This window comes from Streptomyces sp. TG1A-60, from assembly GCF_037201975.1.
In the GTDB taxonomy this organism is placed as follows: Bacteria; Actinomycetota; Actinomycetes; order Streptomycetales; family Streptomycetaceae; genus Streptomyces.
The window spans coordinates 6,856,112-6,881,055 of the sequence record NZ_CP147520.1; the positions used below are offsets into that span (position 1 = coordinate 6,856,112).

Here is a 24,944-nt window from a genome sequence, read left to right on the forward strand (position 1 = left end):
ACCCGCGAGGCACACGCAATGAACTGGGACGACACGACCGACGACACCGCCCCCGAGCGGCTGGTGGGCTCTGTCGCCGACCGTGAGGACCAGGCCGTCGAGGCCGCCCTGCGCCCCAAGGACCTGGACGAGTTCATCGGTCAGGAGAAGGTCCGCGAGCAGCTCGACCTGGTCCTGCGGGCGGCACGCGCGCGTGGGGCGACCGCCGACCACGTCCTGCTCTCCGGCGCCCCGGGCCTCGGCAAGACCACCCTCTCGATGATCATCGCGGCCGAGATGGACGCCCCCATCCGCATCACCTCCGGCCCCGCCATCCAGCACGCCGGCGACCTCGCGGCGATCCTCTCCTCCCTCCAGGAGGGCGAGGTCCTCTTCCTCGACGAGATCCACCGCATGTCCCGGCCCGCCGAGGAGATGCTGTACATGGCGATGGAGGACTTCCGGGTCGACGTGATCGTCGGCAAGGGCCCCGGCGCCACTGCGATCCCCCTCGAACTGCCGCCGTTCACCCTGGTCGGCGCCACCACCCGCGCGGGGCTCCTGCCACCGCCGCTGCGTGACCGCTTCGGATTCACCGCGCACATGGAGTTCTACGAGCCCGCCGAACTGGAGCGCGTCATCCACCGCTCGGCGAACCTGCTCGACGTCGAGATCGACCCGGACGGCGCCTCCGAGATCGCGGGCCGCTCGCGTGGCACGCCCCGCATCGCCAACCGACTGCTGCGCCGCGTACGGGACTACGCGCAGGTCAAGGCCGACGGCATCATCACCCGCGACATCGCGTCGGCGGCCCTCGCCGTGTACGAGGTGGACGCCCGCGGCCTCGACCGTCTCGACCGGGGTGTTCTCGAAGCCCTGCTCAAGCTCTTCGGCGGCGGCCCGGTCGGTCTGTCCACGCTCGCCGTCGCCGTGGGGGAGGAGCGTGAGACCGTCGAGGAGGTCGCCGAGCCCTTCCTCGTCCGTGAGGGCCTGCTCGCCCGCACCCCCCGTGGACGGGTGGCGACCCCCGCCGCGTGGACCCATCTCGGCCTGGTGCCCCCGTCGGCGCCGGGCGGGGGACAGCAGGCCGCTTTCTGACGTCCTGCGGACGCTGTCCGGCCCGGGAGAAGCGCTGCCCCGGGGCCGGACCGTGCGACCGTCGTTCAGGAAACCGACGGTGAGCCCTGGAGTTGCCAGGAGGGGAGGTAACCCTTGCCGTCGTTGTCGACGTCGTAGTCGGCCTTACCGTCCGCGGTCCACCCCCCGGTCAGGCTGGAACTACTGAAGGCACTACCACAGAGGTGCCCGCTCGTGGGGCCGGAGTCCCAGTCGTTGAGCACGCTCTTGAGGTTGCAGGTCCACGTGTCCTTCACCGAGTCATTCCGCTCCAGCCGGACCTGCAGTTTAAAGCCGTCGAAGCGGTTGCCGCCGATGAAGGAGGCGTCCCAGTAGACCTTGGCGTACGCGTAGTGCTGCGTACTGCTGACCCTCTCCACACAGAGCATGACGCGCATCCAGATGTCCGGCTTGTTCGGGAGGGAGATGGTTCTCTCGTTGTGGTCGTAGCCGGTGCACCTGGTGGTTGCGGCTGCGGCGGACGGAACCGATGCCATCGCGGTGGATGCGGAGGCTCCCATGGTGACGGCGGCCGCCAGGAGCGCGCCGGATGCCGCTTTCCAAGCCCTCATGTCCTGCTGCCCTTCGTGAGACGGTCCCGCGGCCGTTCCGCGGGCACCTTGAGAGACAGAGAATGGGCAGCGGAGCGCACCGCGGCACCGGTGCGGGCTCAGGGAGCAGAGACTTGTCCATCGCGTAGAAGGCGTGCTATGCGTATGAACTTCAGGAGAGCCGCGTCACTTTGACGCCGACTCAGGATCGCTCGGCTCCCTGCCGGAAGACCAGCGCGTGGCACGCGCGGCGAACACGGGTGGGCCGCGCCCCGAGAGGCACCCTCCTTCAACCTTCAACAGCCCTTGCCTTGATCAGGTTTCCAGTTGTAACGTGACGTGATGACTACGGGGGTAGTTGAGGCTCAGGGCGTACAAGAGACAGACGTTTCGACAGAGCCGTCCGAAGAGCTGTGCGGATCGTGGCCGTGGCCGGCCGCGCAGGGTGTCGTCGCCCGCGATAGCCCATGGAGCGCGACGTCAAGAGTGGGTGGGCGAATCCCGTTTGCGGGGATCATCGCCGAGTTCGTTCCGTGGAGGGCAATCCCCCCATGTCTGCGTCGCATGCCGGCCCGGCAGGGTCGGTACCGCCACTGACCACGGCGGGTGCAAGAGAACTCTACGGATCCGGGGGATACATAGTGTCGTCGACTGGTCTGAGCGCCGAAGCAATACAGCAGCCAGCAGCCGACGACAGGCGCAGTGTCGAAGCGGTCCGTCCAGTGCCTGATCGGCGAAGGAGTCGGTCATTCGAGGCGCGGAGGGGGCTGACGAGGCCTTCGGCGAGCATCAAGTGGAGCGCGCGCGGTGGGGAGGACCGCTTTCGTGATCTTGCACTTGGTGAACGTTTGACTTTCGGTAATTGTGTATGCGGCGCGTTGGACGTCACCATCGAGACGGAGAGTGCCGGTCACGTGGTCGGGGCCGTGACGCCTCGCATCGACCACTGGAGAGTGGACAATCTCAGCCGCTCCACCGCACTCCTCATAGAGGACTTGGAGGACCCGCAGCAGTTCATCCGGGTGCTGGGCCAAAGGCGCGAGGTAGTGATCCCCTTCGAGTTGGCTCAGGTCGCAGTGGCCAGCCGCGACGACCCGCCGCTGCTCACCGTGTTCGGACCCGAACCCGTGGTGACACCACACGAAGACCACGGTTGCCCCGAGGAGGCGAAGGAGGACGCGGCGCACCGCCTCCTGGATCCGCGAACCCGGTATTTCGCTGTGCTCCGCGCGCTGTGCGAATCACAACACGCTGGTCCCGGACACCCGGTACCGACGTCGGAGACGATCGCGGACAGGCTTGCCGAGTGGGGTGTCCGGCTGACTGCCCGGGCGGTCGACCATCACATCGACTACCTGGTGCAGCGTCTTGGCCTCCGTCCGCTGGCCGGGTCCGTCCAGCGGAGCTGGAAGAAGGAAGTGCTCGTCAGTGTGGCGCTGCGACAAGGACTGCTGGACGTACCGGCCTGAAACGGAGTCCTCCCGGGCCTGGCCGCTGTCCGCGTCGGCCGGACACGACGAGGACAGCGGCCGCGGAGGAACCACGGTGCGGTGCTGTGCGTTGTTCCATCACGGTGGACTCGCTTAGACTCCGCCGATGCCGCTCCTGTCGGCAGCACACATACCCCCAACCATCAGGCCGCTCGCCATCGCGGTCGTGTGAAGGAAGTTCCGACCCGTGAGTCTCGTGACCCTCCTCCCGTTCATCGTGCTCATCGGGGCCATGATCCTGATGACCCGATCGGCCAAGAAGAAGCAGCAGCAGGCCGTCGACATGCGGAACCAGATGCAGCCCGGCTCCGGCGTCCGCACGATCGGGGGCATGTACGCGACCGTCAAGGAGGTCAGCGAGGACACGGTCCTCCTCGACGCCGGGCCGGGCGTCGAGCTGCTGTTCGCGAAGAATTCCATCGGCGCCGTCCTCTCCGACGACGAGTACAACCGCATCGTCCACGGCATCGAGCACGACCTGAAGTCCGACGTCGTCCCGGACGACGCCTCCTCCCTCACCGAGACCGACGAGCCCTCCGACGACGCTTCCGCCGCTTCCGACGACAAGCCCATCGACCTCGGCAAGAAGGACGCGTCCGACGACGCGGCCGACGAGACCGCCGAGGCGAAGGCCGACGAAGCAGAGCCGAAGAAGATCGACGGCGAGTCCGAGGCGAAGTAGTCACGTCCCGGGAGTGCGAGCGAGAACCACCCGCGCCCCGGGCACGTGCCGTTCTCGCCCGGATTCCCGACACCAGTCATGGCCGTCCCCGCGCTGACCCCGCGCACGGCGGCCCGAGAGGGAGTACGAGAAGGTGGCAGCACCGAAGAAGGGCCGGAGCGCCAGCGCCCAGAGCAAGCCTGGGCGCGCGCTGGTCCTCATCCTGATCGCCCTGGTGGCGCTCACCGGGGGAATGTTCGCCTCCGGAGACACCACTCCGCGTCTCGGGATCGACCTCGCCGGTGGTACGAGCATCACACTGACGGCGATCAACGAGCCCGGCCAGCCCAACGCGATCAACAAGACCAACATGGACACCGCGGTCGAGATCATGCACCGCCGTGTCAACGGTCTGGGCGTGTCCGAGGCGGAGGTCCAGACCCAGGGCAATGAGAACATCATTGTCAACATCCCCAAGGGCACGGATTCCGAAGAGGCCCGGGCACAGGTCGGCACCACCGCGAAGCTGTACTTCCGTCCGCTCCTGCAGTGGGAGCCCTCCGGCGCGACGGCCACCCCGAGCGCCTCGCCGAGCACGAGCGACAGCGCCTCACCGAGCCCGTCGGGCTCCGACTCGGCCGCCGACAAGGACACCGACAAGGCGACCTCGCCCGAGTCCGCCGGCCCGTCGGCCGGCGCCACCTCGCAGGGCCGTGCGGTGACCGACGCCCTGAAGGCCGACGCCACCCCCTCCTCCAGCGCCTCCGAGTCCGCCAAGACATCCGACAGCGCCTCGCCCTCCGCGCCCCCGAGCGCGGACGCGGAGGTTCAGGCGCTCCAGGAGGCGTACGCCAAGCTCGACTGCGCCGACCCGGAGCAGCGCTCCGAGGCCGGCAAGGGCAAGAGCACCGAGCCCGTCGTCGCCTGCGGCAAGGAGAACGGCGGCTGGAGCAAGTTCATCCTCGGCCCGGTGGGTGTGGACGGCACCGATGTGACCAAGGCCCAGGCGATCCTCGACACGACCACCGGCACCGGCTGGAAGGTCGTCATGGAGTTCGACTCCGCCGGAGGCAAGAAGTTCACCGAGGTCACCAGGGCGCTGGCCAGCCAGACCTCCCCGCAGAACCAGTTCGCGATCGTCCTGGACGACGAGGTCGTCTCCCACCCCGAGGTCACCCGGGCGATCACCGGCAACAGCGCCGAGATCTCCGGCAGCTTCACCCAGGAAGAGGCCCAGAACCTCGCCAACATGCTGTCGTACGGCGCGCTCCCGCTGACCTTCAAGGAGTCGAGCGTGACCACGGTCAGCCCCGCGCTCGGCGGTGATCAGCTGGAGGCCGGCCTGATCGCCGGTGCGATCGGTCTGGCCCTGGTCGTGATCTACCTGCTCGTCTACTACCGCGGCCTGTCGGTCATCGCCATCGTCTCGCTGCTGGTCTCGGCGCTCCTGACCTACGTGATCATGTCGCTCCTGGGACCGGCCATCGGCTTCGCGCTGAACCTCCCGGCGGTCTGCGGTGCGATCGTCGCGATCGGTATCACGGCGGACTCGTTCATCGTCTACTTCGAACGCGTACGGGACGAGATCCGCGAGGGCCGCTCGCTGCGCCCCGCCGTCGAGCGGGCCTGGCCGCGTGCCCGGCGCACCATCCTGGTCTCCGACTTCGTGTCGTTCCTCTCCGCCGCCGTGCTCTTCGTCGTGAGCGTCGACAAGGTCCAGGGCTTCGCGTTCACGCTCGGCCTCACGACCGTGCTCGACGTGGTGGTCGTCTTCTTCTTCACGAAGCCGCTGCTGACGCTGCTGGCCCGCACGAAGTTCTTCGGGGGCGGCCACAGCTGGTCCGGTCTCGACCCGAAGCGACTGGGCGTCCAGCCGCCGCTGCGCCGCCGCACCCGCCGTCCCGTCCCCGCCGAACCGAAGGAGGCCTGAGATGTCGAAGCTCGGTGACCTCGGAGCCCGTCTCCACCGCGGCGAGGTCGGTTACGACTTCGTCCGCAACCGCAAGCTCTGGTACGGCGTCTCGATCCTGATCACCATCCTGGCCATCGTCGGCCTGGCGGTGCGCGGTCTCAGTATGGGGATCGAGTTCCAGGGCGGCGCCGTCTTCACCACGGAGAAGACGAGCGTCTCGGTCGAGCAGGCCGAGACGTACGCGGAGGAGGCCTCGGGCCACGACGTGATCGTCCAGAAGCTGGGCAACGACACCCTGCGCATCCAGATCTCCCGTGTGGACACGGAGAGGTCCGACCAGATCAAGCAGGATCTCGCCAAGGACCTCAAGGTCGACGCGGACACGATCAACGCCGACCTGATCGGCCCCAGCTGGGGTGACCAGATCGCCAACAAGGCCTGGCAGGGCCTCGTCATCTTCCTGGTTCTCGTGGTGATCTATCTGGCGATCGCCTTCGAGTGGCGTATGGCCATCGCCGCGTTCATCGCCCTGATCCACGACATCACCATCACGGTCGGCGTCTACGCCCTGGTCGGGTTCGAGGTGACACCGGGCACGGTGATCGGTCTGCTGACGATCCTCGGTTACTCGCTCTACGACACGGTCGTCGTCTTCGACAGCCTCAAGGAGCAGACGAAGGACATCACCAAGCAGAACCGCTGGACGTACGCCGAGATCGCCAACCGATCGATCAACAGCACCCTGGTGCGGTCGGTCAACACCACGGTGGTCGCGCTGCTGCCGGTGGCCGGCCTGCTCTTCATCGGTGGCGGTGTCCTCGGCGCGGGCATGCTCAACGACATCTCGCTGTCGCTGTTCGTCGGCCTCGCGGCCGGTGCGTACTCCTCGATCTTCATCGCCACGCCGCTCGTCGCCGACCTCAAGGAGCGCGAGCCGCAGCTGAAGGCCCTCAAGAAGCGCGTACTCGCCAAGCGGGCACAGGCCGAGCAGACCGTGGAGCCGGCCGTCGACGGTTCGTACGGCGACGAGCCGGCGGACGCCACCCCCGCGGTGGTCGGCCCGCGCGCCCAGGCCGGGACCCGCAGCCGCGGCCGGGGCGGGAGGCGGCGATGACGGACATCAAGGAACTCCTGCTCAGCCGTATCCGGGACGTCGCGGACCATCCGGAGCCGGGCGTGATGTTCAAGGACATCACGCCGCTGCTGGCCGACCCGGCGGCGTTCACCGCGCTCACGGACGCGCTGGCGGAGCTGACCGTGCGGCACGGCGCCACGAAGATCGTCGGTCTGGAGGCCCGGGGCTTCATCCTGGGCGCCCCGGCCGCCGTCCGGGCGGGCGTCGGCTTCATCCCCGTACGCAAGGCGGGCAAGCTCCCCGGAGCCACGCTCAGCCAGGCGTACGACCTGGAGTACGGCTCCGCCGAGATCGAGGTGCACGCCGAGGACCTGGTCGCGGGCGACCGTGTCATGGTCATCGACGACGTCCTCGCCACCGGCGGCACCGCCGAGGCCTCCCTCCAGCTGATCCGCCGCGCGGGCGCCCAGGTGGCGGGCGTCGCGGTGCTGATGGAGCTGTCCTTCCTGGCGGGCCGGCAGCGTCTGGAAGCCGCGCTGGCCGGGGCGCCGCTGGAGGCTTTGATCACCCTCTGAGGCACCGCGCACGACCGCACGACGGGCGCTCCGAGAATCCGTTCCCGAGCGCCCGTCGTGCTGTCCCGGAGCGCGGGAGCGCCGGGCGCAGCCCTCCCATCAAGGCCGGGTGCTTCGTCGAGGGCGGACGGAACGGCTGCCGGACGAAGCGGGACCAAAGCACTCCCCGGCAGGTCCGGTACCGGCACCTCCTGTGCCGAGACGCGGCGAGACGTGAGAGACGCGGCGGCGACCGAGGAGATCCGGACCAAGGGCTTCACCACGATCGTGGCGCTGCTCCCTGACATGCGGCGACCGCCCCTCGCACACGCCGCCGCGCACCCCTTGCGCACATCCCGAGGCGGGCCCGGAGGAATCCGGCGCCCGCCTCTCGTGTTTCACTGGTAGACCGCCCTCACATCGGCCTGAAGGCGATCCTGGGGCTCGGGATCGCTACCATGGGGTCTCCGGAGCCTGACCGGGGGACCCGGACCGCGCACGAGGAGCTCTCTTGGCAGACGAGGCCCAGCACCTGACTGCCGCCAAGCCCGAGTCCGCCTCGGGCCCGGCGGCCAAGCCCGCGCAGCACGCGGCGAAGGCGAACCCGGCGAACCCCACGCCGGCCGCGCAGGGACCGGTCGAGCACGCCCAGTCCGCACCCGCCGACAAGGCCGCCGAGCCCTCACGCCCCAAGCCCGCCCCGCCCGAGCACTCCGCGCCCGCGCCCACTCCGGCGCCCCCGGCCCGCCCCGCCGCCCCGGGCCAGCCCGCCCGCTCCGGCTCCTCCAACCGCGTACGCGCCCGGCTCGCCCGGCTCGGCGTGCAGCGCTCCAACCCGTACAACCCGGTCCTGGAGCCGCTGCTGCGGATCGTGCGCGGCAATGACCCGAAGATCGAGACGTCGACGCTCCGCCAGATCGAGAAGGCCTACCAGGTCGCCGAGCGCTGGCACCGGGGCCAGAAGCGCAAGAGCGGCGACCCGTACATCACGCACCCCCTCGCCGTCACCACCATCCTCGCCGAGCTGGGCATGGATCCGGCCACGCTGATGGCCGGGCTGCTGCACGACACGGTCGAGGACACCGAGTACGGCCTGGACCAGCTGCGCCGGGACTTCGGCGACTCCGTCGCCCTCCTCGTCGACGGCGTGACCAAGCTCGACAAGGTCAAGTTCGGCGAGGCCGCCCAGGCCGAGACCGTACGCAAGATGGTCGTCGCCATGGCCAAGGACCCCCGCGTCCTGGTCATCAAGCTCGCCGACCGTCTGCACAACATGCGCACCATGCGCTACCTCAAGCGCGAGAAGCAGGAGAAGAAGGCGCGCGAGACCCTGGAGATCTACGCGCCGCTCGCCCACCGCCTGGGCATGAACACCATCAAGTGGGAGCTGGAGGACCTCGCCTTCGCGATCCTCTATCCCAAGATGTACGACGAGATCGTCCGCCTCGTCGCCGAGCGCGCCCCCAAGCGCGACGAGTACCTCGCCATAGTGACCGACGAGGTGCAGCAGGACCTGCGGGCCGCCCGTATCAAGGCGACCGTCACCGGCCGCCCGAAGCACTACTACAGCGTCTACCAGAAGATGATCGTCCGCGGCCGGGACTTCGCGGAGATCTACGACCTGGTCGGCATACGTGTCCTGGTGGACACCGTCCGCGACTGCTACGCGGCTCTGGGCACCGTCCACGCCCGCTGGAACCCGGTTCCGGGGCGGTTCAAGGACTACATCGCGATGCCCAAGTTCAACATGTACCAGTCGCTGCACACGACGGTCATCGGACCCAACGGCAAGCCGGTCGAACTCCAGATCCGTACGTTCGACATGCACCGCCGCGCCGAGTACGGCATCGCCGCGCACTGGAAGTACAAGCAGGAGGCCGTCGCCGGCACCTCCAAGGTGCGTACGGACGCGCCGAGGAGCACCGGCAAGGACGACCACCTCAACGACATGGCCTGGCTGCGGCAGCTGCTGGACTGGCAGAAGGAGACCGAGGACCCCGGCGAGTTCCTGGAGTCCCTGCGCTTCGACCTCTCCCGCAACGAGGTCTTCGTCTTCACCCCGAAGGGCGACGTCATAGCGCTGCCGGCCAGCGCCACCCCCGTCGACTTCGCGTACGCGGTCCACACCGAGGTCGGCCACCGCACCATAGGCGCCCGGGTCAACGGCCGACTGGTCCCCCTCGAATCCACCCTCGACAACGGCGACCTGGTGGAGGTCTTCACCTCCAAGGCCGTCGGCGCGGGCCCGTCCCGCGACTGGCTCGGCTTCGTGAAGTCGCCGCGCGCCCGCAACAAGATCCGCGCCTGGTTCTCCAAGGAGCGCCGCGACGAGGCCATCGAGCAGGGCAAGGACGCCATCGTCCGCGCGATGCGCAAGCAGAACCTGCCCATCCAGCGCATCCTCACCGGCGACTCACTCGTCACCCTCGCGCACGAGATGCGCTACCCGGACATCTCCGCGCTGTACGCCGCCATAGGCGAGGGCCACGTCTCCGCGCAGAGCGTGGTGCAGAAGCTCGTCCAGGCCCTCGGCGGCGAGGAGGCGGCCACCGACGAGATCGACGAGGCCGTACCGCCCGCCCGCAGCCGTAGCCGCAAGCGGCGCGGCAGCAACGACCCCGGCGTGGTGGTCAAGGGCGTCGAGGACGTCTGGGTCAAGCTCGCCCGCTGCTGTACGCCCGTCCCCGGCGACCCCATCATCGGCTTCGTCACCCGCGGCAGTGGCGTCTCGGTTCACCGCAACGACTGCGTCAACGTCGATTCGCTCTCCCGCGAACCCGAGCGCATCCTCGAAGTCGAGTGGGCACCCACCCAGTCCTCGGTCTTCCTGGTCGCCATACAGGTCGAGGCCCTGGACCGCAGCCGTCTGCTGTCGGACGTCACCCGCGTCCTGTCCGACCAGCATGTCAACATCCTCTCGGCGGCCGTCCAGACCTCCCGGGACCGCGTCGCCACCTCCCGCTTCACCTTCGAGATGGGCGACCCGAAACATTTGGGCCATGTTCTGAAGGCCGTACGCGGCGTGGAAGGCGTCTACGACGTGTACCGGGTGACGTCGGCGCGCAGGCCCTAGCGGACGTCGCAAGGCGGGCGGAAGAGCGTCCGAACCAGGTGAGGGGCTCCCGTACGAACCGTACGGGAGCCCCTCACTCGTGCTGCTTCGGCGTCAGCCGCCGAACTCCTGCAGACCCTTCAGCGCCTGGTCCAGCAGGGCCTGGCGGCCGTCGAGCTCCCGCTGCAGCTTGTCGGCCTTGGCGTTGTTGCCCTGGGCGCGGGCCTGGTCGATCTGGCCCTTCAGCTTGTCCACGGCGGCCTGGAGCTGACCCGTGAGACCGGCGGCACGAGCGCGGGCCTCCGGGTTGGTGCGGCGCCATTCCGTCTCCTCGGCCTCCTGGATGGCCCGCTCGACCGCGTGCATCCGGCCCTCGACCTTCGGGCGGGCGTCACGCGGCACATGGCCGATGGCCTCCCAGCGCTCGTTCAGCGAGCGGAAGGCGGCACGGGCCGCCTTCAGGTCCGTCACCGGCAGGATCTTCTCCGCCTCCCCGGCCAGCTCCTCCTTGAGCTTGAGGTTCTCGGCCTGCTCCGCGTCACGCTCGGCGAACACGGAGCTGCGGGCGGCGAAGAAGACGTCCTGGGCACCCCGGAAGCGGTTCCACAGGTCGTCCTCGTGCTCACGCTGGGCGCGGCCGGCCGCCTTCCAGTCGGCCATCAGCTCGCGGTAGCGCGCCGCCGTGGGACCCCAGTCGGTCGAGTTCGACAGCGCCTCGGCCTCCGCGACCAGCTTCTCCTTGGTCTTGCGGGCGTCCTCGCGCTGCGCGTCGAGCTGCGCGAAATGGGCCTTGCGACGCTTGGAGAACGCCGAGCGGGCGTGCGAGAAGCGGTGCCAGAGCTCGTCGTCGGACTTGCGGTCCAGCCGCGGCAGGCCCTTCCAGGTGTCCACCAGCGCCCGTAGGCGCTCACCGGCGGCCCGCCACTGGTCGGACCGGGCCAGCTCCTCCGCCTCGGTGACCAGGGCCTCCTTGGCGTGCCGCGCCTCGTCGGACTGCTTCGCCCGCTGCTGCTTGCGCTGCTCGCGGCGCTCCTCGACGGTCTCGACGAGCTTGTCCAGCCGCACCTTCAGCGCGTTCAGGTCACCGACCGCGTGGTGCGCGTCCACCTGCTCGCGAATGTGGTCGATCGCGGCCTGGGCGTCCTTCGCGGACAGGTCGGTGGTCTTCACCCGCTTCTCGAGGAGGCCGATCTCGACAACCAGGCCCTCGTACTTGCGCTCGAAGTAGGCCAGCGCCTCCTCGGGGGAGCCGGCCTGCCAGGAACCGACGACCTGCTCGCCGTCGGCCGTACGCACGTACACGGTCCCCGTCTCGTCGACGCGGCCCCACGGGTCGCTGCTCACAGCGCCTCCTCCACATGATGCCTGCGGGGGGCCTGAAGCTCCCCCGGGCATCGTCCACAGTTTCGTCACGGCCAACATAGGCGACCGGCGGGTTGCCTGTCCGCATCCCGCGCGACCGAAATTCCGCTGCCCGTGGTCAGGACTTCTTGACAGTCGCCTCGTTGATGACCACGGTCGCGTTGGGTGCCGTGTTGTACGTCTGCGGGTCCATGGCCTGGGCACCAGCGTCCGCGATCTTCTTCAGGACCTTCATGCCGTCCTCGGAGATCGTGCCGAACGGTGTGTAGTCGGGCGGAAGCTGACTGTCCTGGTAGACGAGGAAGAACTGGCTGCCGCCGGTGTCACGGCCTTCCTTCGTCTGGGCGTTGTACTGGTTGGCCATCGCCACGGTTCCGGCCGGGTACACGCCGCCCTTCAGGCTCGCGTCCTTCAGGTTCTCGTCCGGGATCGTGTACCCGGGACCGCCCATGCCGGTGCCCTGCGGGTCACCGCACTGGAGCACGTAGATGCCCTCCGTGGTGAGCCGGTGGCACTTGGTGTGGTCCAGGTAGCCCTTGTCCACCAGGAAGTTGAACGAGTTGACGGTGCGCGGGGCCTTCGCCGCGTCCATCGTTATACCGATGTCACCGCAGGTCGTCCGCAGGTCCATCGTGTACTTGGCGGTCTTGTCGATGGTGAGCGCGGGCTCCTTCTTGTAGGTGAGCTCCTTCACCTTGCCCTCGGCCGGCTTCTCGCACGGGTCCGGCGCCTTGCTGGGCGAGGCGCTCGGGGTCACCTCCGCGCTCGCGGTGTCCTTCTTGTCGTCGCCCCTGAGGACGTCGGTCGTGTAGAGCGCCACACTGCCCACCAGGATCACGCCGAGGACCGAAGCGATCACGGCGTTGCGGACATGGGCCTTGCGCCGCGCCTGGGTGCGCCGCTGCTGCTGCCGCAAGAACTTCTCCCGGGCGAGCTGACGCCGCCGCTGCTCCTGGCTGACCACGGGGTTTTCTCCTCATGCGTCTCGTACGTCGACGGGTACGCAACGTCTCGTGAGCCGACTGCTTGCGTGTGACCCGTACCGTATATGGGTTCGCTGAGGAAACGGCAGCGCCGGTAGGCTCTGATCCACAGCAACCCACCCTCGTACGACACAAGAAGGACGATCGTGCTCATTGCCGGGTTCCCCGCCGGGGCCTGGGGGACCAACTGTTATCTGGTCGCCCCCGCCGCCGGTGAGGAGTGCGTGATCATCGACCCGGGCCACCAGGCCACCCAGGGAGTCGAGGAGACGCTGAAGAAGCATCGGCTCAAGCCCGTCGCCGTCGTCCTCACCCACGGCCACCTCGACCATGTGGCCTCGGTCGTCCCGGTGTGCGGCGCGCACGACGTACCGGCGTGGATCCACCCCGAGGACCGGTACATGATGAGCGACCCCGAGAAGGCACTCGGCCGTTCCATCGGCATGCCGCTCATGGGCGAGCTGACCGTGGGGGAGCCCGGCGACGTCAGGGAGCTGACCGACGGCGCGAAGCTGGGGCTGGCAGGTCTGGAGCTGTCCGTCGCGCACGCGCCCGGCCATACCAAGGGGTCGGTGACCTTCCGGATGCCGGAGAACCCGGAGATCCCCTCCGTGTTCTTCTCCGGGGATCTGCTCTTCGCCGGCTCCATCGGACGCACCGACCTCCCCGGCGGTGACATGGCCGAGATGCTCGGCTCGCTGGCCCGCGTGTGCCTGCCGCTCGACGACTCGACCGTGGTGCTCTCCGGCCACGGCCCCCAGACGACCATCGGCCAGGAGCGCGCCACCAACCCGTATCTGCGGCAGGTGGCGGCCGGGGGCCACCAAGACCACGGCGCCCCCGGGGCTCCCCGACGAGGAATGTGACAAGACCTTCCGTGAGCACCTTTCAGGCCCCCAAGGGCACGTACGACCTGCTGCCCCCGGACAGCGCCAGGTACCTGGCCGTCCGCGAGGCCATCGCCGCGCCGCTGCGCAACTCCGGCTACGGCTACATCGAGACGCCCGGCTTCGAGAGCGTCGAGCTGTTCGCGCGCGGTGTCGGTGAGTCCACCGACATCGTGACCAAGGAGATGTACGCCTTCGAGACGAAGGGCGGCGACAGGCTGGCCCTGCGTCCCGAAGGCACGGCCTCCGTCCTCCGTGCCGCCCTGGAGGCCAACCTGCACAAGGCGGGCAACCTCCCGGTCAAGCTCTGGTACTCCGGCTCGTACTACCGCTACGAGCGCCCCCAGAAGGGCCGCTACCGGCACTTCTCCCAGGTCGGCGCCGAGGCCATCGGCGCCGAGGACCCGGCACTGGACGCCGAGTTGATCATCCTGGCGGACCAGGCGTACCGCTCGCTGGGCCTGAGCAGCTTCCGGATCCTGCTCAACAGCCTGGGCGACAAGGAGTGCCGCCCGGTGTACCGGACGGCACTCCAGGACTTCCTGCGCGGCCTGGACCTGGACGAGGACACCCTGCGCCGGGCGGAGATCAACCCGCTGCGCGTCCTGGACGACAAACGTGAGTCGGTCCAGAAGCAGCTGGGCAACGCCCCGCTGCTGCGGGACCACCTCTGCGACGCCTGCAAGGCCTATCACGAGGAGGTGCGCGAGCTGCTGACGGCGGCGGGCGTCACCTTCGAGGACGACCTCAAGCTGGTACGCGGCCTGGACTACTACACCCGTACGACCTTCGAGTTCGTCCACGACGGTCTCGGCTCCCAGTCCGCGGTGGGCGGCGGCGGTCGCTACGACGGCCTCTCCGAGATGATCGGCGGCCCCGCGCTGCCGTCCGTCGGCTGGGCCCTCGGCGTCGACCGCACGGTCCTCGCGCTGGAGGCGGAGGGCGTCGAACTCGAACTTCCCGCCACCACCAGCGTGTTCGCCGTCCCTCTCGGCGAGGAGGCCCGTCGCCTGCTCTTCGCCAAGGTCACCGAGTTGCGCAAGGTGGGCATCGCGGCCGACTTCTCGTACGGCGGGAAGGGCCTGAAGGGTGCGATGAAGAACGCCGACCGGAGCGGTGCGCGCTACACCGTCGTGGCCGGTGAGCGGGATCTCGCCGAAGGCATCGTGCAGCTCAAGGACATGGAGTCCGGCGAGCAGGCCGCCATCGGCGTGAACGAGATCGTGGCCGAACTGGAGGCCCGGCTGGGCTGAGTCGAACCGTTGTCGCACCCGTCGCCCGATCCGGGCCGCGGGGGCGACTTTTACGTCCGGTGAACGGTGTGCGCGCGAGTGTGTACGGCACAATGACCGTGCCCCCGGCGGCCCCTTCGACGCTATGGAAACGACGTGATGAGCAAGACGACAGTCAAGGACGTCTCCGCGACCGTGCGGGAGCACACCGATGCCGTCCCCCGCACGGTGGGCGGCGGTCGTGCCTTCGCGTTCATGCTGATGGTCACCGGCGCGGCCGGCCTGCTCGCCGCCTGGGTCATCACGATCGACAAGTTCAAGATCCTTGAGGCCAAGGTCGCGGGAACGACCTTCACGCCCGGCTGCAGTCTGAATCCGATCATCTCCTGCGGCAGCGTCATGGAGAGCAAGCAGGCGTCCGTCTTCGGCTTCCCCAACCCGATGCTCGGGCTCGTCGCCTACGGCATCGTCATCTGCGTCGGCATGAGCCTGCTCGCCCACGCCCGCTTCCCGCGCTGGTACTGGCTGACCTTCAACTTCGGCACACTCTTCGGCGTGGCCTTCTGCACCTGGCTGCAGTTCCAGTCCCTGTACCGGATCAGCGCGCTGTGCCTGTGGTGCTCCCTGGCCTGGGTCGCGACGATCATCATGTTCTGGTACGTGACCTCGTTCAACGTCCGCAACGACTTCCTGCCCGCTCCGGGTTGGCTGAAGCGGTTCCTCGGCGAGTTCACCTGGGTCCTGCCGGTCACGCACATCGGCATCATCGGCATGCTGATCCTGACCCGCTGGGGTGCCGACCTCTGGGCCTGACCCCGGTCGGGAACGGCAGTGTCGGACCTCTGCCGTAGGCTCCGGAGGTGTGGAGACCGATCTGTTCACCGCCGCCGCAGAAGAACGCCAGGAGAAGGACCCGGCCGCCAGCCCCCTGGCCGTACGGATGCGCCCGCGCACCCTCGACGAGGTCGTGGGCCAGCAGCATCTGCTGAAGCCCGGCTCACCCCTGCGCAGACTGGTCGGCGAGTCCGGCGGCGGCCCGGCCGGCCCCTCCTCGGTGATCCTCTGGGGCCCGCCCGGCACGGGCAAGACGACCCTGGCGTACGTCGTCTCCAAGGCCACCAACAAGCGCTTCGTGGAGCTCTCCGCCATCACCGCCGGCGTCAAGGAGGTCCGCGCGGTCATCGAGGGGGCCCGCCGGGCCACCGGCGGCTTCGGCAAGGAGACCGTCCTCTTCCTCGACGAGATCCACCGCTTCAGCAAGGCCCAGCAGGACTCCCTGCTCCCGGCCGTCGAGAACCGCTGGGTCACCCTCATCGCGGCGACCACGGAGAACCCGTACTTCTCGGTGATCTCCCCCCTGCTCTCCCGCTCCCTGCTCCTCACCCTCGAACCCCTCACCGACGACGACCTGCGCGGCCTGCTCAGGCGCGCGCTGAGCGACGAGCGCGGTCTCAAGGGCGCCGTCACCCTCCCCGAGGACACCGAGGCCCACCTCCTGCGGATCGCCGGCGGCGACGCCCGCCGCGCCCTCACCGCCCTGGAGGCCGCGGCCGGTGCCGCCCTCGACAAGAGGGAGCGGGAGATCGGCCTGACGACCCTCGAAGAGACCGTCGACCGCGCCGCCGTGAAGTATGACCGCGACGGCGACCAGCACTACGACGTGGCCAGCGCACTCATCAAGTCCATCCGCGGCTCGGACGTGGACGCCGCGCTGCACTACCTGGCCCGGATGATCGAGGCCGGCGAGGACCCCCGCTTCATCGCCCGCCGACTGATGATCTCCGCCAGCGAGGACATCGGCCTCGCCGATCCCAACGCACTGCCCACAGCCGTCGCCGCCGCCCAGGCCGTCGCGATGATCGGCTTCCCCGAGGCCGCACTCACCCTCAGTCACGCCACCATCGCCCTCGCCCTGGCCCCGAAGTCGAACTCCGCGACGACGGCCATCGGCGCAGCCATGGAGGACGTACGGAAGGGGCTGGCCGGGCCCGTGCCGCCGCACCTGCGGGACGGGCACTACAAGGGCGCGGCCAAGCTCGGGCACGCCCAGGGGTATGTGTACCCGCACGACCTGCCCGAGGGAATCGCCGCCCAGCAGTACGCCCCGGACGCGATCAACGAGCGGGAGTACTACACACCGACCAGGCACGGAGCCGAGGCCCGGTACGCCGACGCGGTGGAGTGGACCAGGAAACATCTCGGTCGGAAGCAGTCCTGAACCCCCTGTAGACTCCTCCACAGTGCTGCGTCCCGTGTCCGGCCCCGGTCGGCGCCTCAGGCGGGACATCCAGCCGGATCTTTCGATCCAGGAGCGTCGCGCACCGTCGTAGGTGTCGCGGGCCGCCCACCACCACCCGGGTTTCCGGGACCGGTCGGTGGGCCGTTCGTGTGCTGCACGTATGTGCCCAGACCAGGGGAACGGCTGCCCGGCAAGTCCCTCGCGGACCTGACGGGAATCCCCCGGCTGCGGATGCGACCTCCCGTAACCCTGAGGCAGCCGATAAGGAAAAGGAAAAGAAGTGGCGAACCAGCCCCGCCCCAAGGTCAAGAAGTCGCGTGCCCTCGGCATCGCGCTGACCCCGAAGGCCGTCAAGTACTTCGAGGCCCGTCCCTACCCGCCGGGCGAGCACGGCCGTGGCCGCAAGCAGAACTCGGACTACAAGGTCCGCCTGCTGGAGAAGCAGCGTCTGCGTGCGCAGTACGACGTGTCCGAGCGCCAGCTCGTCCGCGCCTACGAGCGTGCCTCCAAGGTCCAGGGCAAGACCGGTGAGGCCCTGATCATCGAGCTCGAGCGCCGTCTCGACGCGCTGGTCCTGCGTTCGGGCATCGCCCGCACGATCTACCAGGCCCGCCAGATGGTCGTCCACGGCCACATCGAGGTCAACGGCCACAAGGTCGACAAGCCGTCCTTCCGTGTCAAGCCGGACGACGTCGTCATGGTCCGTGAGCGCAGCCGTCAGAAGCCGCTGTTCGAGGTCGCCCGCGAGGGTGGCTTCGCCGCGGACGGTGAGACCCCGCGCTACCTGCAGGTGAACCTCAAGGCCCTGGCGTTCCGCCTGGACCGCGAGCCCAACCGCAAGGAAGTCCCGGTCATCTGCGACGAGCAGCTCGTCGTCGAGTACTACGCCCGTTGATCCGTCCTCGACGGACGTAGTCGCTCACCGCGCGTCAGCCCGTCGTCTCCCCGCCCTCAGAGGCGGGCGGGGCGGCGGGCTCTCGCCTTACTGCGGTGCGTCTTAATGCGGTACGGAGTGGCAGCCCCGGCGCGATAGGCTCGGGACACGACTTTTCGACGTTCAGGCATGTTCCAGGGAGCGGGTGGCACACAGTGTCCGGTGGAGAGGTGGCCGGGATCCTGGTGGCCGTCTTCTGGGCGATCCTGGTATCCTTCCTCGCCGTCGCGCTGGCGAGGCTGGCCCAGACGCTCAAGGCGACCACCAGACTCGTCGCGGACGTGACCGACCAGGCCGTCCCCCTCCTCTCCGACGCGTCCACCGCCGTCCGCTCCGCGCAGACCCAGATCGACCGGGTCGACGCCATCGCGTCCGACGTCCAGGAGGTCACGTCGAACGCCTCGGCGCTCTCCACGACCGTCGCGTCCACCTTCGGCGGCCCCCTCGTCAAGGTCGCTGCCTTCGGCTACGGCGTACGCCGGGCCATCGGTGGCCGCCGGGAGGGCGAGTCCGCCAAGGAGCAGCGACGTACGGTGATCGTGGGCCGTACGGTTCCGGGCGCGCGCTGGAGCAGGCGGAACACCCGAAAGAAGGACTGACCGAGCGATGTTCCGCCGTACGTTCTGGTTCACCACCGGTGTCGCCGCCGGAGTCTGGGCGACCACCAAGGTCAACCGCAAGCTCAAGCAGCTCACCCCCGAGCACCTCGCCACCCAGGCGGCGAACAAGGCCGTCGAGGCGGGGCACCGGCTCAAGGACCGGGCGGTCGGGTTCGCGCTCGACGTCCGCGACAACATGGCCCAACGCGAGGCCGAGTTGGGTGAGGCACTCGGCATCGAGGCCAACCCCGACCGGTATCCGGAGCTTCCGGCCGCGAGGCGGGCCGTCGCGATCGAGAACAGCAACACCCCGAAGTACAGCAGGAATCCGAGGTACGTCGAGAGCTCGTCGTACCCGTACAACCGGAATGAGGACCACTGATGGAGTCGGCTGAAATCCGCCGCCGCTGGTTGAGCTTCTTCGAGGAGCGCGGTCACACCGTCGTCCCTTCGGCGTCGCTCATCGCGGACGACCCGACTCTGCTCCTGGTCAATGCGGGCATGGTCCCGTTCAAGCCGTACTTCCTCGGTGAGGTCAAGCCCTCTTTCGCCCGCGCCACCAGCGTGCAGAAGTGCGTTCGTACGCCGGACATCGAAGAGGTCGGCAAGACCACCCGGCACGGCACGTTCTTCCAGATGTGCGGCAACTTCTCCTTTGGCGACTACTTCAAGGAAGGCGCCATCAAGCACGCCTGGGAGCTGCTCACCAGCCCCCAGGGCAAGGGCGGTTACGGCCTGGAGCCGGAGAAGCTCTGGATCACCGTCTACAAGGAGGACGACGAGGCCGAGCGCATCTGGCACGAACGGATCGGCGTGCCCAAGGAGCGCATCCAGCGCCTCGGCATGAGGGACAACTACTGGTCCATGGGCGTCCCCGGCCCATGCGGCCCCTGCTCCGAGATCAACTACGACCGCGGTCCCGAGTTCGGCGTCGAGGGCGGCCCGGCCGTCAACGACGAGCGGTACGTGGAGATCTGGAACCTGGTCTTCATGCAGTACGAGCGCGGCGAGGGCACCTCCAAGGAGGACTTCGAGATCCTCGGCGAGCTGCCCAGTAAGAACATCGACACGGGCCTCGGCCTGGAGCGCCTCGCCATGATCCTGCAGGGCGTGCAGAACATGTACGAGATCGACACCTCGATGGCCGTCATCAACAAGGCCACCGAACTCACCGGTGTCTCGTACGGCGACGCCAAGGACTCCGACGTCTCCCTGCGCGTGGTCACCGACCACATCCGCACCGCCGTGATGCTCATCGGCGACGGCGTGAGCCCCGGCAACGAGGGCCGGGGCTACGTCCTGCGCCGCATCATGCGCCGCGCCATCCGCAACATGCGGCTGCTCGGCGCCACCGGCCCGGTCGTCAAGGACCTCATCGACGTCGTCATCGACATGATGGGCCGGCAGTACCCCGAACTCATCACCGACCGTGAGCGCATCGAGAAGGTCGCCCTCGCCGAGGAGAACGCCTTCCTCAAGACGCTGAAGGCCGGCACGAACATCCTCGACACGGCCATCACCGAGACCAAGGCCGGCGGCGGCGGGCAGCTCCCCGGCGACAAGGCCTTCCTGCTCCACGACACCTGGGGCTTCCCGATCGACCTCACTCTGGAGATGGCCGCCGAACAGGGCCTCTCCGTGGACGAGGACGGCTTCCGACGCCTGATGAAGGAGCAGCGGGACAAGGCCAAGGCCGACGCCCGCGCCAAGAAGACCGGCCACGCCGACCTCGGTGCCTACCGCGAGATCGCCGACACCGCCGGCGAGACCGAGTTCATCGGCTACGCGGACACCGAGGGCGAGTCCACGATCGTCGGTATCCTCGTCGACGGTCTGTCCTCGCCCGCCGCCACCGAGGGCGACGAGGTCGAGGTCGTCCTCGACCGCACCCCGTTCTACGCTGAGGGCGGCGGCCAGATCGGCGACACCGGCCGGATCAAGGCCGACTCCGGTGCCGTCATCGAGGTCCGCGACTGCCAGAAGCCGGTCCCGGGCGTGTACGTCCACAAGGGCGTCGTCCAGGTCGGTGAAGTGACGGTCGGCGCCAAGGCCCACGCCTCGATCGACGGCCGCCGTCGCACGGCCATCGCCCGCGCCCACTCGGCCACGCACCTCACCCACCAGGCCCTGCGCGACGCCCTCGGCCCGACGGCCGCCCAGGCCGGCTCCGAGAACCAGCCGGGCCGCTTCCGCTTCGACTTCGGCTCCCCGTCCGCCGTTCCGACGGCCGTGATGACCGACGTCGAGCAGAAGATCAACGAAGTGCTCGCCCGCGACCTGGACGTACACGCCGAGGTCATGGGCATCGACGAGGCCAGGAAGCAGGGCGCCATCGCCGAGTTCGGCGAGAAGTACGGCGAGCGCGTCCGTGTCGTCACCATCGGCGACTTCTCCAAGGAGCTGTGCGGCGGCACGCACGTCCACACCACCGCCCAGTTGGGCCTGGTGAAGCTTCTCGGCGAGTCCTCGATCGGCTCCGGTGTGCGCCGTATCGAGGCCCTGGTCGGTGTCGACGCCTACCACTTCCTCGCCCGTGAGCACACGGTCGTCGCCCAGCTGCAGGAGCTGATCAAGGGCCGACCGGAGGAGCTTCCGGAGAAGGTTTCGGCCATGCTCGGCAAGCTGAAGGACGCCGAGAAGGAGATCGAGAAGTTCCGCGCCGAGAAGGTGCTCCAGGCCGCCGCCGGTCTCGCCGAGTCCGCCAAGGACGTACGCGGCGTTGCTCTGGTGACCGGTCAGGTCCCGGACGGCACGACCGCCGACGACCTCCGCAGGCTGGTGCTCGACGTGCGCGGACGCATCCAGGGCGGCCGGGCCGCCGTGGTCGCCCTCTTCACCACGGTGAACGGCAAGCCGCTGACGGTCATCGCCACCAACGAGGCCGCCCGCGAGCGCGGTCTGAAAGCCGGCGACCTGGTCCGTACGGCCGCCAAGACCCTCGGTGGCGGCGGTGGCGGCAAGCCGGATGTCGCCCAGGGCGGTGGCCAGAATCCGTCAGCCATCGGCGAGGCCGTGGACGCGGTCGAGCGCCTGGTCGCCGAGACGGCCAAGTGAGTACGACCGGTCACATGAGCGAAGACGACGGCCCGGTCATGCGCCGCGGCCGTCGGCTCGCCGTCGACGTCGGGGACGCCCGGATCGGGGTCGCCTCGTGCGACCCCGACGGGATCCTCGCCACCCCGGTCGAAACGGTCCCCGGCCGCGATGCTCCGGCGGCTCAGCGGCGATTGAGACAACTGGTCGACGAGTACGTACCTATAGAGGTAATCGTCGGACTTCCGCGCTCCCTCAAAGGGGGCGAGGGACCGGCCGCGGTCAAGGTCCGGGGTTTCGCCCAGGAGTTGGCCCGCATGATCGCGCCCGTTCCGGTCAGACTCGTCGACGAGAGGATGACCACGGTGACGGCCGGTCAGGGACTGCGTGCCTCGGGTGTGAAATCCAAGAAGGGCAGGTCGGTCATTGACCAGGCGGCAGCCGTGATCATCCTGCAACAGGCGCTGGAATCCGAACGAGTGTCAGGTAAAGCTCCGGGCGAGGGCGTCGAAGTGGTCATCTGATCGCGATACGGTAACGTTCCGCGCGATGTGGTGGCCTTCGAACAGCCACCGCACAAAAAGAGGCGGGGACGAAAGCCGAGCCACCGGCCCCGCGTGACCGCCGCCTCGCGGCTCTAGGGGATCGATGACTGAGTATGGCCGGGGCCCAGGCTCCGAACCGTGGCATCCGGACGACCCGTTGTACGGGGACGGCGGATGGGACGGACAGCAGGCCCAGGAGGGCCGGCAGTCCCCTTACGGCGGCCAGCCGCAGCAGCACTACCCGGAGCACCAGCAGTACCAGCAGCAGTACGACAACGGTAACGGCGGCTGGGGCAACGGCCAGCAGGATGCCTACAGCCAGGCACAGCAGCAGTACCAGCAGGAGTACGGGGACCCCGGGCGGCACTACCCCGGCCAGAACCAGCAGTACCCCGGCCATGACCAGCAGCAGTACGACCAGGTCAACGGCGGCTGGAGCAACGGAACGCACCCGCACCCGCAGGGCTCTTACGCGGCCGATCCGGCCGACCCCTACGGAGGCCGACCCATGGCGTACGGCGGTCAGGAGCCCGACTTCTACGGCACGCCCGACGCGTATCCGCCGCCGGAGCCGCCGTCGCGCCGCCGCGCGGAACCGGCCCCCGCACCCGAGCCCGATCCACAGCAGCAGGCCGACGATCGGACCGACTGGGATCCGGGGCCGGACCAGGGCGAGCACGCGTTCTTCGCGGGCGGCGGCGATGACGAGGATGACGACGAGGCGGAGGACCGCGGAGGACGCGGCTACCGGAAGGGCCGCGGCGGCAAGTCCAAGAAGCCGGGCAAGGGCGGAAAGAAGCGCCGCAGCGGTTGCGCCTGCCTGGTGGTCGTCACGGTTTTCGGCGGCGGGTTCGCCGGTGTCACCTATTACGGTTACCAGTTCTACCAGAGCCGCTTTGCCGAGGTTCCCGACTATGCGGGTGACGGTACGAACGAGACCGTGACGATCAAGGTCGACAAGGGTGAATATGGGTCGGTCATCGGGCAGAAGCTGAAGGCGGCCGGGGTCGTCAAGAGCGTCGACGCCTTCACGGTCGCATTGGCGCAGAAATCCGAGGCCGACCAGATTCAGGCGGGCGTTTATCTCCTCAAGAAGGAGATGTCCGCCGAAAGCGCCATCGCCCTCATGCTCAATCCCAAGAGCCAGAACAGCTTCACTGTCATCGAAGGCGAGCGGAACAACAGGGTCTACGCCAGGATCGACGCGAAATTGGGGATCAAGAAGGGCACGACCAAGGACGTCGCCGAGAAGGAGTGGTCGAACCTCGGTCTTCCCGACTGGGCCAACGACAGCGACGAGATCAAGGATCCGCTGGAAGGATTCCTCTACCCGTCCACCTATCCGGTCGCCAAGGACATGAAGCCCAAGGACGTCCTGAAGGAAATGGTCACCCTCTCCAAGGCGAAGTACGAGGCATTCGACCTGGAGGGCAAGGCCGATGATCTGAAGCTGGAGAATCCACTTCAGGTGCTCACCGTGGCATCCCTCGTCCAGGCCGAGGGGAAGTACAAGAAGGACTTCGAGAAGGTCGCCCGGGTCGTCTACAACCGGCTCGACAAGAACAACACCGAGACGTACGGCCTGCTCGACTTCGACTCGACGGTGAATTACCTGCGTGGTGAATCCAAGCTGGCGACGGGTTCGGTCGACTCGCTGCGACAGATCGACGACCCGTACAACACGTACAAGATCAAGGGTCTGCCCCCCGGGCCGATCGGCAATCCGGGTGAGGTGGCCATCAGGTCGGCACTCACCCCGGCCAAGGGCGACTGGTACTACTTCGTGTCGATCAACGAGGACGAGACGCTTTTCGCCGTGACCAACGAAGAGCACAACCGGAACCGCGAGAAGTACCAGGAAGCGCAGAACGGATAGATGAGCCGCACCGACAGCAAGCGCCGGGCCGCCGTGCTCGGTTCGCCGATCGCCCACTCGCTCTCCCCGGTGCTGCACCGGGCCGCGTACGCCGAACTGGGGCTCGCCGACTGGTCGTACGACCGTTTCGAGGTCGACGAGAAGGCGCTCCCCGGGTTCGTCGAGCAACTGGGACCGGAGTGGGCGGGGCTGTCGCTCACCATGCCGCTCAAGCGGGCCGTCATTCCGCTGCTGGACGACATCAGCGACACGGCGACCTCCGTCGAGGCGGTCAACACGCTGGTGTTCACGGAAGACGGACGGCGGCTCGGCGACAACACCGACATCCCCGGGATGGTCGCCGCCCTGCGGGAGCGGGGGATCGAGCAGGTGGAGTCCGCCGCGATCCTCGGCGCCGGAGCCACCGCGTCGTCCGCGCTGGCCGCGCTCGCCCGCATCTGCACCGGTGAGGTCGTGGCGTACGTACGCAGCGAGGCCCGCGCCGCCGAGATGCGGCAGTGGGGCGAGCGGCTGGACATCGTGGTGCGCACGGCGGACTGGGCGGACGCCGAGCGCGGGCTCAGTGCTCCGCTGGTCATCGCCACGACACCGGCCGGGGCGACGGACGCGCTGTCCAGGGCGGTGCTCGAACGCCCGACGACGCTGTTCGACGTGCTGTACGACCCCTGGCCGACAGCGCTGGCCGCCCGCTGGTCCGCGTTCGGCGGCGCGGTCGTCAGCGGCCTCGACCTGCTCGTGCACCAGGCCGTCCTGCAGGTCGAGCAGATGACGGGATGCAGGACGGCCCCGGTCGCGGCGATGCGACAGGCGGGGGAGCGGGCACTGGCCGATCGCGGATAGGCACGCGGAACGGCACCTGGCACC

At 68.7% G+C, this 24,944-nt stretch carries 21 protein-coding genes; 18 read left to right on the forward strand and 3 right to left on the reverse strand.

The window, feature by feature from the left end; genetic code table 11:
• Positions 1-18: 18 nt before the first annotated feature.
• A complete protein-coding gene (gene ruvB / locus WBG99_RS30065; protein WP_338899302.1) occupies positions 19-1,077 on the forward strand; it encodes a Holliday junction branch migration DNA helicase RuvB in 1,059 nt (352 codons plus the stop codon).
• Between the two features lie 65 nt (positions 1,078-1,142).
• Here ruvB and WBG99_RS30070 read toward each other — a convergent pair whose 3' ends face one another.
• Complete coding sequence (locus WBG99_RS30070) at positions 1,143-1,667, reverse strand: hypothetical protein (protein WP_338899304.1); 525 nt, start codon at positions 1,665-1,667, stop codon at positions 1,143-1,145.
• Positions 1,668-2,599: 932 nt separating this feature from the next.
• Here WBG99_RS30070 and WBG99_RS30075 point away from each other — a divergent pair.
• The 6 genes from WBG99_RS30075 to WBG99_RS30100 all read left to right on the forward strand — a co-directional run bounded on the left by WBG99_RS30075 (position 2,600) and on the right by WBG99_RS30100 (position 10,411).
• Entirely contained in the window at positions 2,600-3,115 is a 516-nt protein-coding gene (locus WBG99_RS30075; RefSeq protein ID WP_338899305.1) for a hypothetical protein, read from the forward strand.
• Between the two features lie 208 nt (positions 3,116-3,323).
• Positions 3,324-3,818 carry a preprotein translocase subunit YajC gene (yajC, locus tag WBG99_RS30080; RefSeq protein ID WP_338899306.1) on the forward strand — a complete coding sequence of 165 codons (495 nt, stop codon included), beginning with the start codon at positions 3,324-3,326 and terminating at the stop codon, positions 3,816-3,818.
• Positions 3,819-3,951: 133 nt separating this feature from the next.
• Positions 3,952-5,727 (forward strand): protein translocase subunit SecD, encoded by a 1,776-nt coding sequence (secD, locus tag WBG99_RS30085; RefSeq protein ID WP_338899307.1) that lies wholly within the window; start codon positions 3,952-3,954, stop codon positions 5,725-5,727.
• Between the two features lies 1 nt (position 5,728).
• Positions 5,729-6,823, forward strand: a complete 1,095-nt coding sequence (gene secF, locus WBG99_RS30090) for a protein translocase subunit SecF (protein ID WP_338899308.1) — start codon at positions 5,729-5,731, stop codon at positions 6,821-6,823.
• Positions 6,820-7,359 carry an adenine phosphoribosyltransferase gene (locus tag WBG99_RS30095; RefSeq protein ID WP_338899309.1) on the forward strand — a complete coding sequence of 180 codons (540 nt, stop codon included), beginning with the start codon at positions 6,820-6,822 and terminating at the stop codon, positions 7,357-7,359. The genes secF and WBG99_RS30095 overlap by 4 nt, the downstream gene beginning before the upstream one ends.
• A gap of 490 nt (positions 7,360-7,849) precedes the next feature.
• Positions 7,850-10,411: a RelA/SpoT family protein gene (locus WBG99_RS30100; RefSeq protein WP_338899310.1), complete on the forward strand. Its 2,562-nt coding sequence runs from the start codon at positions 7,850-7,852 to the stop codon at positions 10,409-10,411.
• A 93-nt stretch (positions 10,412-10,504) separates the two neighbouring features.
• On the opposite strand, the gene WBG99_RS30105 is transcribed toward WBG99_RS30100, so the two are convergent.
• Together WBG99_RS30105 and WBG99_RS30110 are read right to left on the reverse strand one after the other, a co-directional pair.
• Entirely contained in the window at positions 10,505-11,734 is a 1,230-nt protein-coding gene (locus WBG99_RS30105; RefSeq protein WP_338899311.1) for a DUF349 domain-containing protein, read from the reverse strand.
• 136 nt (positions 11,735-11,870) lie between these two features.
• Positions 11,871-12,716, reverse strand: a complete 846-nt coding sequence (locus WBG99_RS30110; RefSeq protein WP_338899312.1) for a peptidylprolyl isomerase — start codon at positions 12,714-12,716, stop codon at positions 11,871-11,873.
• Between the two features lie 165 nt (positions 12,717-12,881).
• Here WBG99_RS30110 and WBG99_RS30115 point away from each other — a divergent pair, with 165 nt between their 5' ends.
• The 11 genes from WBG99_RS30115 to WBG99_RS30165 all read left to right on the forward strand — a co-directional run bounded on the left by WBG99_RS30115 (position 12,882) and on the right by WBG99_RS30165 (position 24,920).
• The gene (locus tag WBG99_RS30115) at positions 12,882-13,601 is read left to right on the forward strand and encodes an MBL fold metallo-hydrolase (protein WP_338899313.1); all 720 of its coding nucleotides are present in this window, start codon (positions 12,882-12,884) and stop codon (positions 13,599-13,601) included.
• A gap of 11 nt (positions 13,602-13,612) precedes the next feature.
• Positions 13,613-14,875 carry a histidine--tRNA ligase gene (gene hisS / locus WBG99_RS30120; protein ID WP_338899314.1) on the forward strand — a complete coding sequence of 421 codons (1,263 nt, stop codon included), beginning with the start codon at positions 13,613-13,615 and terminating at the stop codon, positions 14,873-14,875.
• Positions 14,876-15,013: 138 nt separating this feature from the next.
• Positions 15,014-15,667, forward strand: a complete 654-nt coding sequence (locus WBG99_RS30125) for a vitamin K epoxide reductase family protein (RefSeq protein WP_338899315.1) — start codon at positions 15,014-15,016, stop codon at positions 15,665-15,667.
• 49 nt (positions 15,668-15,716) lie between these two features.
• On the forward strand, positions 15,717-17,072 hold the full coding sequence (locus tag WBG99_RS30130) for a replication-associated recombination protein A (RefSeq protein ID WP_338899316.1): 1,356 nt from the start codon (positions 15,717-15,719) through the stop codon (positions 17,070-17,072).
• A 301-nt stretch (positions 17,073-17,373) separates the two neighbouring features.
• Positions 17,374-17,988, forward strand: a complete 615-nt coding sequence (gene rpsD, locus WBG99_RS30135; protein WP_338899317.1) for a 30S ribosomal protein S4 — start codon at positions 17,374-17,376, stop codon at positions 17,986-17,988.
• Positions 17,989-18,182: 194 nt separating this feature from the next.
• Positions 18,183-18,626, forward strand: a complete 444-nt coding sequence (locus WBG99_RS30140) for a DUF948 domain-containing protein (RefSeq protein WP_338899318.1) — start codon at positions 18,183-18,185, stop codon at positions 18,624-18,626.
• A gap of 7 nt (positions 18,627-18,633) precedes the next feature.
• The gene (locus tag WBG99_RS30145) at positions 18,634-19,008 is read left to right on the forward strand and encodes a hypothetical protein (protein WP_338899319.1); all 375 of its coding nucleotides are present in this window, start codon (positions 18,634-18,636) and stop codon (positions 19,006-19,008) included.
• On the forward strand, positions 19,008-21,680 hold the full coding sequence (gene alaS, locus WBG99_RS30150; protein ID WP_338899320.1) for an alanine--tRNA ligase: 2,673 nt from the start codon (positions 19,008-19,010) through the stop codon (positions 21,678-21,680). Before WBG99_RS30145 ends, alaS begins: the two co-directional genes overlap by 1 nt.
• Before the next feature lie 14 nt (positions 21,681-21,694).
• Positions 21,695-22,183 carry a Holliday junction resolvase RuvX gene (gene ruvX, locus WBG99_RS30155; protein WP_338899321.1) on the forward strand — a complete coding sequence of 163 codons (489 nt, stop codon included), beginning with the start codon at positions 21,695-21,697 and terminating at the stop codon, positions 22,181-22,183.
• 124 nt (positions 22,184-22,307) lie between these two features.
• Positions 22,308-24,080, forward strand: coding sequence for an endolytic transglycosylase MltG (gene mltG / locus WBG99_RS30160; RefSeq protein ID WP_338899323.1), 1,773 nt, complete (start codon positions 22,308-22,310; stop codon positions 24,078-24,080).
• A complete protein-coding gene (locus WBG99_RS30165) occupies positions 24,081-24,920 on the forward strand; it encodes a shikimate dehydrogenase (RefSeq protein WP_338899324.1) in 840 nt (279 codons plus the stop codon).
• The last annotated feature ends 24 nt before the right edge of the window (positions 24,921-24,944 follow it).